Origin of the sequence: Oceanobacillus limi, assembly GCF_900111445.1 — a bacterium.
Classification (GTDB): domain Bacteria; phylum Bacillota; class Bacilli; order Bacillales; family Amphibacillaceae; genus Ornithinibacillus; species Ornithinibacillus limi.
In genome coordinates, this window is record NZ_FOHE01000002.1 from 339,906 (window position 1) to 351,417 (window position 11,512).

At 35.3% G+C, this 11,512-nt stretch carries 16 protein-coding genes; 1 reads left to right on the top strand and 15 read right to left on the bottom strand.

What is annotated here, in order from left to right:
• From accB to BMX40_RS04110, 13 genes are all read right to left on the bottom strand, one after another.
• Complete coding sequence (accB, locus tag BMX40_RS04050) at window positions 1–504, bottom strand: acetyl-CoA carboxylase biotin carboxyl carrier protein (RefSeq protein ID WP_090867092.1); 504 nt, start codon at window positions 502–504, stop codon at window positions 1–3.
• A 272-nt stretch (window positions 505–776) separates the two neighbouring features.
• Window positions 777–1,346, bottom strand: coding sequence for a SpoIIIAH-like family protein (locus tag BMX40_RS04055; RefSeq protein WP_090867094.1), 570 nt, complete (start codon window positions 1,344–1,346; stop codon window positions 777–779).
• A gap of 13 nt (window positions 1,347–1,359) precedes the next feature.
• Window positions 1,360–1,980: a stage III sporulation protein AG gene (gene spoIIIAG, locus BMX40_RS04060; protein ID WP_090867096.1), complete on the bottom strand. Its 621-nt coding sequence runs from the start codon at window positions 1,978–1,980 to the stop codon at window positions 1,360–1,362.
• Window positions 1,977–2,597, bottom strand: a complete 621-nt coding sequence (spoIIIAF, locus tag BMX40_RS04065; RefSeq protein WP_090867098.1) for a stage III sporulation protein AF — start codon at window positions 2,595–2,597, stop codon at window positions 1,977–1,979. The genes spoIIIAG and spoIIIAF overlap by 4 nt, the downstream gene beginning before the upstream one ends.
• Before the next feature lie 11 nt (window positions 2,598–2,608).
• Entirely contained in the window at window positions 2,609–3,784 is a 1,176-nt protein-coding gene (gene spoIIIAE / locus BMX40_RS04070) for a stage III sporulation protein AE (RefSeq protein WP_090867100.1), read from the bottom strand.
• A gap of 45 nt (window positions 3,785–3,829) precedes the next feature.
• Complete coding sequence (gene spoIIIAD / locus BMX40_RS04075; protein WP_090867102.1) at window positions 3,830–4,222, bottom strand: stage III sporulation protein AD; 393 nt, start codon at window positions 4,220–4,222, stop codon at window positions 3,830–3,832.
• A 6-nt stretch (window positions 4,223–4,228) separates the two neighbouring features.
• Window positions 4,229–4,435 carry a stage III sporulation protein AC gene (spoIIIAC, locus tag BMX40_RS04080; protein WP_090867103.1) on the bottom strand — a complete coding sequence of 69 codons (207 nt, stop codon included), beginning with the start codon at window positions 4,433–4,435 and terminating at the stop codon, window positions 4,229–4,231.
• A gap of 18 nt (window positions 4,436–4,453) precedes the next feature.
• Window positions 4,454–4,966 carry a stage III sporulation protein SpoIIIAB gene (spoIIIAB, locus tag BMX40_RS04085; RefSeq protein WP_090867108.1) on the bottom strand — a complete coding sequence of 171 codons (513 nt, stop codon included), beginning with the start codon at window positions 4,964–4,966 and terminating at the stop codon, window positions 4,454–4,456.
• Window positions 4,963–5,886 (bottom strand): stage III sporulation protein AA, encoded by a 924-nt coding sequence (spoIIIAA, locus tag BMX40_RS04090; RefSeq protein ID WP_090867110.1) that lies wholly within the window; start codon window positions 5,884–5,886, stop codon window positions 4,963–4,965. Before spoIIIAA ends, spoIIIAB begins: the two co-directional genes overlap by 4 nt.
• 170 nt (window positions 5,887–6,056) lie before the next feature.
• Window positions 6,057–6,614: an elongation factor P gene (efp, locus tag BMX40_RS04095; protein ID WP_090867112.1), complete on the bottom strand. Its 558-nt coding sequence runs from the start codon at window positions 6,612–6,614 to the stop codon at window positions 6,057–6,059.
• A 38-nt stretch (window positions 6,615–6,652) separates the two neighbouring features.
• Complete coding sequence (locus BMX40_RS04100) at window positions 6,653–7,714, bottom strand: M24 family metallopeptidase (RefSeq protein ID WP_090867114.1); 1,062 nt, start codon at window positions 7,712–7,714, stop codon at window positions 6,653–6,655.
• Window positions 7,715–7,768: 54 nt separating this feature from the next.
• Window positions 7,769–8,188: a type II 3-dehydroquinate dehydratase gene (aroQ, locus tag BMX40_RS04105; protein ID WP_090867116.1), complete on the bottom strand. Its 420-nt coding sequence runs from the start codon at window positions 8,186–8,188 to the stop codon at window positions 7,769–7,771.
• 108 nt (window positions 8,189–8,296) lie between these two features.
• Complete coding sequence (locus BMX40_RS04110) at window positions 8,297–8,830, bottom strand: YqhR family membrane protein (RefSeq protein ID WP_090867118.1); 534 nt, start codon at window positions 8,828–8,830, stop codon at window positions 8,297–8,299.
• 727 nt (window positions 8,831–9,557) lie between these two features.
• Between BMX40_RS04110 and BMX40_RS04115 the strand changes: the two genes are divergently transcribed.
• Window positions 9,558–9,938: an SA1362 family protein gene (locus tag BMX40_RS04115; protein ID WP_090867120.1), complete on the top strand. Its 381-nt coding sequence runs from the start codon at window positions 9,558–9,560 to the stop codon at window positions 9,936–9,938.
• Window positions 9,939–9,953: 15 nt separating this feature from the next.
• On the opposite strand, the gene BMX40_RS04120 is transcribed toward BMX40_RS04115, so the two are convergent.
• Together BMX40_RS04120 and mntR are read right to left on the bottom strand one after the other, a co-directional pair.
• Entirely contained in the window at window positions 9,954–10,844 is an 891-nt protein-coding gene (locus BMX40_RS04120) for a patatin-like phospholipase family protein (RefSeq protein ID WP_090867122.1), read from the bottom strand.
• Between the two features lie 121 nt (window positions 10,845–10,965).
• Window positions 10,966–11,382, bottom strand: coding sequence for a transcriptional regulator MntR (mntR, locus tag BMX40_RS04125; RefSeq protein WP_090867124.1), 417 nt, complete (start codon window positions 11,380–11,382; stop codon window positions 10,966–10,968).
• Between the last annotated feature and the right edge of the window lie 130 nt (window positions 11,383–11,512).

The window sequence follows — 11,512 nt, forward strand, 5'->3', positions numbered from 1 at the left end:
TTATTTACTCTTTACTCTAAATAGTGGCTGTCCATATTCAACAAGTTCACCATTTTCCACTAAAACCTCAACAATTTCACCAGAAACCTCGGCTTCAATTTCATTAAATAGTTTCATTGCTTCAACGATGCAAACAACGGTATCTTTATTTACGTTACTTCCAATGTTAACAAAAGGATCACTTTCAGGGTTTGGTGCGCGATAAAGTGTTCCAACCATTGGCGATGTTATTTCGTAATCAAATTCTACTTGTTTCGAAGTAGTATCTTCAGAGGATTCTTGCTTGGATTCTGTTTTATTTTGAATAGGAGCTTCTTGCTTTTCAACAGATTGTTTTACTTCCTTAACTTCTTGTACGGGTTGAACAGGCGTTACTTGTACAGTGTCCATTTCCGTAGATTTTTTCATACTTACGGTTGTTCCGTTTGTTTCATAGGTAAATTCATTAATAGTAGATTGATCTATTAATTTAATAAGTTCGCGAATTTCTTGTACTTTTAACATATAGCTAGCACCCCTTTACATAAAACATTTATTATTAGGTCTTAATAACTCCTCTTAACATTTTACGATAAATACAGGGTAAACATCAACCGTTATCATTTAAAACGGTTACATTTATTATAACAGATAAAAAACTATCATGATAAATAGCCTTTTAACATTGCTTCAATTAACATTTGGTATCCGAATAAACTATAAAAAGCTGCCCCACCATTGGAAAGACCATCTAATGAGTCGCGCCAATTTGGGCCAGCTTATTATGAAAAGATCGATTAGCTTTCAGTTGTTGGTTGAAAATTAACGTCTACTCTGATGTCTCCAAACTCATCATGCACCATACGCATAATATTTACAGTTTCAGTTTCTGATAGTTCGTCTGCACGTACATGTACATGTACAACATCACCGTCATTGCGAACTAAAACATCTTGGTATTCCGCATTTGCAAGGATAGATTCCTCAATAATTGTTTCTTTTGTACTAATTTGTTCAATTACATCGATGTCTTCTAACGCTTTATTTTTCTCTTCAGTTGAAGCACTGCTTGAGGCAACAATTTCTTCTAATCGGCTCATACGTGCACTGCGTTCATCTTGTAAATCCATACGAATTGTTGTAAATAATTCATCTTTACCCATATTCGTAATATCTCCAACTTCTGTTTCCTCTGTAGTAGTATCAGCAGAATCAGATGTCGCCTCTTCTGTCTCATTTTCTGTTGCTTCTTGTCCAGTATCGATATAAGCTAAATCATCATTATCCGGTGACGTCATATAATAAACACTTAACACAATCATTAAACTAAGCATAGTCAAAAGCCAAACAGTTTGTTTTTTTAACATTTTTTCATCCTCCTTAATTTTTAGGCATTACGGAAACGCGGTGTGTAGGAACATCTAACACTCTAGAAACAGCTTCTACTACCCATTGCTTGACAGATGCATGGTCTACCCCATTAGCAACTACTAATACTCCTCTTACTTCTGGCCGTTTCGTTTGAACGAGTAACGGTTCCTCTCGGTCTCCTTGCCTAATTGACACTACTTGTGCCTCTTCCGTATTTTCTTCAATCTGTCTTGTTCCACCATTTTGGTCATTTTCATCAGTATGTTGCTGTCCAATAATTAGATTCTTTTCATAGACTTTAACATTTGTAGAGTCAAGATTTACCATCACTTCTACGTCAGATACCCCACTAATTTGTTCTAACAATGGTTCTAGATCACTTTTATAGCTTTGCTCTAACTCATCGATATCAGATGTAGTAGAGGTTTCTACTTCCGATTCGGTACTCTTTGACTGCTGTTCTAATTGCATCTCTATATTTTGTTTTGGTGTATCTTCCTGGGATGAGGTGCTGAATATATTTCCAACAAGAAGTAGTAGTAAACTAACTAGACCAATAATTATTAAATACGAAGTCTTTTTTGATGAACTAATCCTTGATTGAAAGAACTCTTGTAGTTTATTAATCAAGATGACCCTCCCTCCCAATTTAAGCTTAATTTCTTGTCATCTAGTTCCCAAACCTCAGTTAAAAATTGTTTTACTCCTTCTAGGTCTGCATTATTTTCGTTAACTACTGGATCTTCTGTGTTGATTACTACGTCATCGACTGCATTTACTGTTCCCTCCCCTGCTTCAGATTCTTGGATATAGACAATGACCTCTTCCAGATTTTCAAATGAGTAGTTTGATTCAGCTTGAAAAGTGAAATCCATGGTTGAAATCTCTAGTTGATATTCCTCTTTAAGAGGGGGATTCGCTAAATCTATGAATTGGACAGCCATCTGTTCAGATATATATGCATTTTGTGATGATTCTATTTCACTTTTTTGCAAATCAATTAAATTTTCTATATCTGATTCTTCATAATCACTTTCGAAAATACTTTCTATAGGCGTATCAAATGCGTGTTGTAGATCTATATTAAATAAACTAAAGAAAGGTTTTAAAAAAATTAGAATAAGGATCAATCCAACTACAAATTTAATATATTTCTTCATCGAAGTAGCAGGGATTAATAAGTCAATAATTGTAGCCAGAATAATAAAGATTATAATTTGGGTAACCCATTGAATAAGTAGATCCATATTGCATCATCCTATCGAAGAAGCAGCGTTATATTACTTGAGATTACTATTATCGCGATAGCTAAAAAAAACATTAAGGAAACAACCAATAGACAAGCCAGCATATAAATAATGTATTTGCTAATTGTGTCCAAGCATGTAATTAATGGTCCGTCACCAATTGGTTGCATTGCTGCAGCTGCTATTTTGTAAATTAGAGCAATGACAAATATCTTTATTGCAGGAAATAAAGATATGAAAATAACAATCGCAACACCAACAATACCAACAGCATTTTTTAGTAGTAACGAAGCACTTAAAACGGTATCTGCTGCATCTGTAATTGTCCTTCCTACAACAGGAATGAAATTGCCTGTAATAAATTTCGTCGTTTTCATCGCAACACCATCTTGAATTGCACTCGCAGCTCCCTGAACAGACATAACCCCTAAAAATATAGAAAGAAAGGCTCCAAGCACTCCCAAACTAACTTTTTTAAATAAATCTGCTAACTGGGTAACTTTATAATTCTCATTTAAACTACTAACAATTAGAAGCATTGCAGAAAGAAGTAATAAAGGAAGTATAAATTTTGAGACGATTACACCACTTAAATTAATTAAAAATATAATGATTGGTTTAAAAAAGGCCACGGAAATAACATTTCCAAAGGTTGCCATCAATCCTAACACCAAAGGGATGAGCGCGATCATAAACCCACTCATGGCTTCTATTGTTTCGGTTGTATAAGAAACAACTAAATAGAAACTATTTAGCGCAATAAAAATCAATACAATATAAACTACAAAATAGGCAATTTTACTGACAGCTCCTTGATCAAATGCTCCGTGCATTGTCTGTAAGAAAACCGAAAAAAGGGTTAATAGTAATAAAGTGCCAAGTAACTTCCCATTTAGAAGAATTTCATGAAAAAGATATTCTAGGGCTCCTTTTATCGTATTTTTGATGGAAAACGAATCCTTATTTTTGATAAATTCATAGACATTTGTCTTCTGTAACTCTGGTAAGTAACCACCATAATCATTTACTAGAGTATTCCAATGGTTTTGCATACCCTCAAAGGATACTTCCTCTAATATTTGATCTTCTATCGGCTCCCCATCTTCTAGTTCATCTGCAGATACATCAGCTTGTACAATAAAGAAAAATAGGATAACCAAAAGGCTTATTCTACTAAATCGTTTCATTCACACCCTTTACTCCCTTCTTCTTTACAAGCTTTCAAGTAGTCACTATGTTGATGGTAAAAAATTCAATATGGATTCGATTACTGCTGTGATAATCGGGATCGCTAACAATAAAATGAAGATTTTCCCAGCTAATTCTATCTTTGCTGCAACTGCGCCTAAACCAGCGTCCTTGGTTATGTTTGCACCTAATTCTGTAAGATAGGCGATGCCAATGATTTTTAGAATCGTATTAATATACATCCCATCGATTGCAGCCTTTTCTCCAAGAGATTCTATAAGCTGTATGATCGATCCGAGTTGTTTCATAACAACTAATAGGATGATTAAACCTGTAACTAGTATAATGACAAAAGCAAAGGGGCCATGCAGATCCTTAAGTACGATATATAGGATGCTCGCAATAATTCCAAGGGTAACAATTTGAATAATATCCATATTGAACTACCCTTGGAGGAGAAATACGGATCTTATCTGTTGAAATAAATCAGAGAGACCATTAATGACGATAACTAATACAATAATGAACCCGACTAAAGTGGCAAATTGGGCTATTTCTTCCTTCCCCATTTGTTTCAGTATGGTGTGAATTAATGCCACAATAATTCCTATCCCTGCAATTTGAAATAAAATGGATGCATCCATTTGCATAAAAATGCCCCTTCCTTTTTAAATAAGCAATAATACGATAAATAGACCACATAAAAATCCAAGACTTTTCGCCATTTTACTGTACCTGTTTTGATCATCTATAGCATCCTGTAGCTCTCTTTCTAGATGACTAATCGTAAGTTGGATGTGTTTTTGCTGTTGTGTAAAATCATGTTGTCCTAACGTTCGACCAAACTGATTTAAGATTTCTTGCTCATTACTCCCTAAAGAAGAGATATTTATTAATTCCTCTACCGCTTTTTCCCATGTTGTAACGAACTCGATATTCCTTTGTTCCATTGATACAGACATGGATTTAAAAAGTGTCTTACTCGGTTCTGGAATTTGTTTAGCAATCGTCTCGAAAGCTTCTTGCAATGGTAATTGACTATATAAGATTTCCGCCTCTAATATTTGAAGTGCATTTTTCATTTGTCTAATCTGTTTTGGGCGTTTTGTTAAATTTTGACTCCACTCAAAACCAAGCCAGGTTGTCGTACCTATAAAAAGAAGAGCTCCTATCCACTTCATCTGGTTAGCACCCCAGGTTGTCGTATTATATTCTCTTCCTTTTCGTTATATATTCTGTGAATTGTTCCTGGACGGTTAGATTCTAATAAAATTACCCGCTGGAATACACTTTGGTGCAATAAAGGTTGTAAAGAAGGACGCTTTTTTAACTCGTCCAAGGTCTGTCCATGAATCGTACAGACAACGACTACTCCCGCATTTATAGCCTCTAATAACGCATCAACATCTTTTTCATTTCCTATTTCATCTACAACTAGAATTTCAGGCGACATCGAGCGAATCATCATCATCATGCCCTCCGCTTTTGGACAAGCATCCATCACATCAGTTCGTAGACCTAAATTGTGTTGCGGGATACCTTTAATTGATGCTGCAATTTCTGAACGTTCATCTATTACTCCAACTTTTTGGGCAGCGACTTCCCCCCAGCCAGTTGACATGATACGTGTCACATCTCGTATTAGTGTTGTTTTACCCGTTTGAGGAGCACCGACAAATAATGTATTCAAGTATCCGTTATCATATAGGTACGGTATGATCGATTTGGCTACACCTATTTTTTCTTTTGCAATTCGAATATTCATGAAGGAAATGTGCTGAATCGCTTTAACAGACCCGTTTAAAGTGTTCACCTTACCCGACAAACCAACTCGATGCCCACCTTCAATTGTAATATACCCTTCACGAAGTTCATCCTCTAAACGATATAATGAGAACTCACTTAATTGGTTAATTAAGTACATGCCATCTTTTCTGGTTGGCTTAGATGTTAGTAACCATTCGATGCCATCATCAAATATTAATTCTATTGGTTGATTCAAGCGTAATCGAATTTCCTGTAGCTTATCCCAACGATTTAATAGTTTTACCTGTACGGCTTGCTGTATTTCTTCTGGAAATAAACGTAATATCTCTCTCATAGCATGTCCCCACTTTATTAATTAAGGCTTTATAGTAAAATGTATGTCTATGAATCGAATTTATGACAATCGGATACATCGAACAAGAGCTCATTTTCAAAAGAAATATATTTTTCCTTTCTACTAAAAAAAACAGCCCGTTTGGACTGTTTTTTCAACTTTCTATTAAATTAAGCACGTGATACATATTTTCCATCTGCTGTGCTAACTACGAGTACGTCTCCCTTATTAATAAAGAAAGGAACTTGGATGGTTAATCCCGTTTCAAGTGTAGCAGGCTTAGAGCCACCACTAGCTGTATCACCTTTAATACCTGGTTCTGTTTCAACAACTTCTAATTCAACATTATTTGGCAATTCTACTCCAAGAATTTCGCCTTCATACGTAATGATGGAGACTTCCATATTTTCTTTAATATATTGCAGCTCTCGTTCAATTTGATTTGACTGTAATTCTATTTGTTCATACGTATTTGTATCCATGAAAGCATGGGAATTACCTGAAGCATATAAGTATTGCATTTTCTTATTTTCTACGTGTGCTTTGCTTACTTTTTCCCCACCACGGAAAGTTTTTTCAGCAATATTTCCGTTTCTCAAATTGCGTAATTTAGAGCGAACAAACGCTGCTCCTTTTCCAGGTTTAACATGTTGGAACTCAATAACCTGCCATACATCATTATCCACTTCAATTGTTAATCCTGTTTTAAAATCATTTACTGATATCATTTATTTTTCCTCCTTAAAAACACTAACTTGTCTAATCGTTATAATTGAATAAGATCCTTAGATGATTTCGTTAATCGCTCATTGCCAGTTTCCGTTAAAACAATATCATCTTCTATTCTACATCCACCGACGTTAGGAACGTATATACCAGGTTCAACTGTAACCACCATTCCAGCTTCTAACTTTCCTTCATTACGGTAGGAAAGACCTGGTCCCTCATGTACTTCCATCCCTAGACCATGTCCGGTAGAGTGTCCAAAATAGTCTCCGAAGCCTTTTTCTTTTATATAATCTCTTGTTAGCGCATCAGCTTCTTTACCTGTCATACCAGGCTTAATGCCTTCAACTCCGAGTAGTTGCGCTTCCAAGACCGTATTGTAGATTTTCTTTAATTCATCATTTATTTCCCCAACTGCAAAGGTCCGGGTAATGTCTGAACAGTAGCCTTGGTATAATGCACCATAATCTAAGGTAACTAACTCACCTGATTGAATTTCTTTATTGGAAGCTACACCGTGTGGCATTGCTGAACGCAAACCAGATGCAACAATGATATCAAAGCTAGAAGAAGTAGCCCCTTCTCTGCGCATAAAGAATTCGAGTTCATTCGACACGTCAATTTCCTTAACACCGGGTTTAATATAGCTTTGAATATGTTCAAAGGCCTTGTCAGCAATTTCTGCTGCTTTTTGCATAATGGTTAACTCTTCATCTGATTTAATTAAACGAATCTTTTCAACAATATCGCTAGTTGGTACCAGTTCTGCCTCTAATACTTTTGAATAATTTTGATATGTGGCATAAGTCATTTGCGTTTGTTCAAATCCAACCCGCTTTATATTTAGCCGTTTTAATTGATCAGCGATCTCAAGTTCAATCAGTTGTTTATGCTCTACAATAGTAAAATTCTTCGCTTGCTCAGAAGCTTGTTCTGTGTACCTGAAATCAGTTACAAACAAAGCTTCGTTTGGCGTAATAATAGCAACCCCTGCCGTACCTGTGAAACCAGTCACATACCTTCTATTAATTGGACTTGTAATTAATAAAGCATCTAGTTCTTTTTCCTGTAATGCATTTCTTAATTTTTTAAGTTTCTCCATTATTTCATCCCTCTCCCTTGTTTGGTAGTGCATCCGTTCGAATTGTACCGGTTACTATTTTTGTTCAGGCAAAAGAGCAAGTGCTGCAAGACGATAACCTTGCTTGCCGAATCCTATAATTTGACCGTAACAAACCGAAGCTAGAAGTGATTTGTGACGAAATTCTTCACGACTATGGATATTGGAGATATGTACTTCTATAACAGGTAAGGAGATCGCCTTAATAACATCATGAAGCGCTACACTTGTATGTGTATATGCAGCAGGGTTAAAAATAACGCCATCATATTCGCCATCAGCCGCCTGTAGAATATCTACTAATTCCCCTTCATGATTGGACTGTTTACTATCAAGGCGATACCCATAATCCTCAACCAGCTTTGTAATTTCGTTTTCAATATCCTGTAGTGTAAACTCGCCATAGACTTCATTTTCACGTTTTCCTAACAAATTAAGATTAGGTCCGTTTAACATTAAGAGCCGCTTCAAGTACAATTCATTCCTTTATGATTTTTAGTTGGACGTAATTAGTTTATCATAAACGAATACATTTGAATAACCATTTCGACTTCATTCATCTTTTTATGTCGACAATTGTTTATCCGACTGATCGTCTGATTGTACAGTATCTTTCATGACAGTGTCATGATAATCGTATGAAATAGAAAATCCAACAAAAATTCCGTATAGAATAAAAAGACAAATACTCGAAACAATTGTATTTGATTCTAAGTTAGTAAGGTTAGGTATATTCGGGAATATCGGTTGAAACAAGTAATATACAAGCCCCCACAACACCAACCCAAAACCAACTCCTATCCAAATGGAATTGATTTTTCTAAAAATCATATAATAAATCAACGCTACTCCTATAGAAAGGATACCAACTAATATTACAGAGACAAGGTCTCCTAACCAGGTATCCGTCCATCCTGCACGCAGCCAGGAGCGAAGCAAAAAGGACCTAGGCGCAACCTCGGAGAAATTAAAATAGTAATTAATCACACCAAAAAAGCTCCATAGTAACCCACCGACAAAACCTGTAATTAGTGCTCTTCCAAATAATGTACTTGATTGCTCTGGTTTATTTTGTTCTAGTTTTTTGTTCTCACTCATTATATCAACCTCCAACCATTAGTATGACCAATCATGATGAAACAAATCATATGTTGCATAAACTTGGCCATTAATTTAGATGTTTTACGTTACTAAAAAGATGATGGATGTTCATTTATCATGGTTGGTTAATTTAAGGTAGATGTATTATGTAACATTACGGGAAAATTCTAGTATTCGACAGATGGTGGAACTTAATCTGTCAGTAGGAAAAGACAAGATTCACCTAACCAACATTAGGTCACAAATAGCGGTATGAAGATCCTCATCAATTACGAAGAAGAACCTCATTCCTTTATGATCTTGGCTGAAGCAATATCCTAGAGAAGTGATTATCAGCAACGGAAATTAGGTTGCTGTTTTTGTCATATAAATACATTATTTGCAACAAATTCCATACTACACTACGTAAGTACAGAAAACTCCGAATTATTTTTACAAATAAAAACTTTATCTCGCATATAATTAGCAGTACGACCCCATTGATTGAAGATACATTTTTCATTAACCCAAAACCTTCTTCCCCCTAGCCTTCATCTGTGTGCGTCATTTAAAACTTTTTTGCTAGTTATATTCGTAATTTTTTAGTAAAATATAAACAATAGAAATGAATATTTTGGATAAAAAAGGCAAGACTATTCTTAATAGATTTCACGAAATGCAAATTGCAGACTTACTTGTTTTCTCAGATACATAATGAAAAACGGCTTCTGAAAGGAGAAAAATCATGACTCGAAATAAGTTACCAACGATAATCTATGTAATTATAGGATTAGCCCTAATAGGATTAATTTCTCAATTGTTTACAAATACAATTGATTTCTTGTTGAATATTTTTGTAATGGTAGCAATTGGTGGTGCAATATTTGCAGTTGTCTACTTCTTATTTCTCAGAAAGCGGACACCCCCATCCAGTGATATGAAAAAGTATAAACAAGCAGTAAAGCAATCAAAGGAAAAGTACAAACAACCTTCCATGCAGGCTAAATCAACATCTCATCACCGTACACAACAAACACCAATAAAGAATAAAGGCAAAAAACGTCCAAGCCACCTTCGTGTCATAGATGGTCAAAAAAACAAACGAAAAAAGCGAGCTTCTAATTAAGAGAGCTCGCTTTTCTTAGGGTGACCAATAGTTTAAGAATTGTTTAGCGTTTACTTTTCCTTCTTCAACCAATCTTTGTTTGACATCTTGGCTAATTGTAAAATCCGTAGTGTCAACATTTTTCACTGGAATAAAGATAATATTAACACGCTTTGATGTTGAAACATATCTTGCATCGTGTGCTTGTTTCATTGTCGAAAACAAAGCATGTAACATTTCAAGAGCATTTTTAATACGACGTGGTCGAACCACTTCTGTAGAATCACTCAATTTAACCCCCAAAACCGGTCGTTTTCGCCTATGATGCTCCTGGTCAAATACCCATAAGGGAAAATTACTCAACAATCCTCCATCTACAATAACACTTTTATCCTTTGTTTTTCCGGATAGTTTTTTAGGCATAAAAAAGTACGGGAAACCTGCACTCATTCGGACGGCCATTGAAACCGGGAAATGGTTTGGGTCGATTCCATAAATCCGTTCTAAATCATCTGGAATAACAACTAGCTTACCTAGTGTTAGATCACTTACTACCACCTTTAAATACGATTCTTTTATATCACGAAAGGTGTATATCCCCTTTTTAGCAAGTTGTTGCTGTAACCATTTTTCAAACTTATCCCCTTTGTAAATTCCATTTTGAAAATATAATAATAACCATTTACTACCAGGAATTAGTTTGGTGAAGGTAGGTGGATCAAAAAACGTCTTAAGGTCTAACTCCTCTAGCATGGCATTTATTTCTTTATAGTGGTAACCAGCAGCCAAAAGGGCTGCTAGTATAGCACCTGCTGAAGTACCTGCTACCCTTTCCAATTCGAGATTTTTTTCCTCCATACTTTCTAAAGCACCAATAAAAGCAAATGCCTTTACACCACCACCAGAAAAAACAGCATCAATTTTCATAAATTATCCCCTTATTAGCTGTTATTGCCAATCCAAATTATCACAATTCTTCGATTGACATTTTATTCTATCTTTAAGCTAACAGAAAGAGAAATAGAACTGAAAAAATAAATTAAGAAAACTATTCTGTTTCCTCCTGGATTTGTTTTAATGTTGTTATCCGTGATTCATCTGCTTTGAAATAATTAACTAGATCTCCAATACGATCAATCGAGTTCCAGCTTAAATGATGTTCTATACCTTCTACGTCATTGTAAATATTTTCTTTATCAACTCCAATAATCTCCAGGAAATCTTCTAACAGCTCATGACGAAAGACAAGTCGTTTGCCGATCTTATTTCCTTTATCCGTTAATACGAATCCTCTATATTTTTCATAGTTTAGATAATCGTCTTTATCTAACTTTTGGACCATTTTAGTCACGGAAGATGGGTGCACCATTAATGCCTCCGCAATATCCGATACACGGGCATATCCTTTGGCTTGAATTAAGTTATAAATTTGTTCTATGTAGTCTTCCATACTAGGTGTTGGCATCGAATCTCCCCATTTCAGAATAATTTTTTATCTAGGGCAAAACTGTTTCTTTCTTTCGAGCATAACTTAAATACTAGTAAGAAACAAGTTATTTCCTAAAAAAAGAAGAGCGGATTTCTCCACTCTTCTA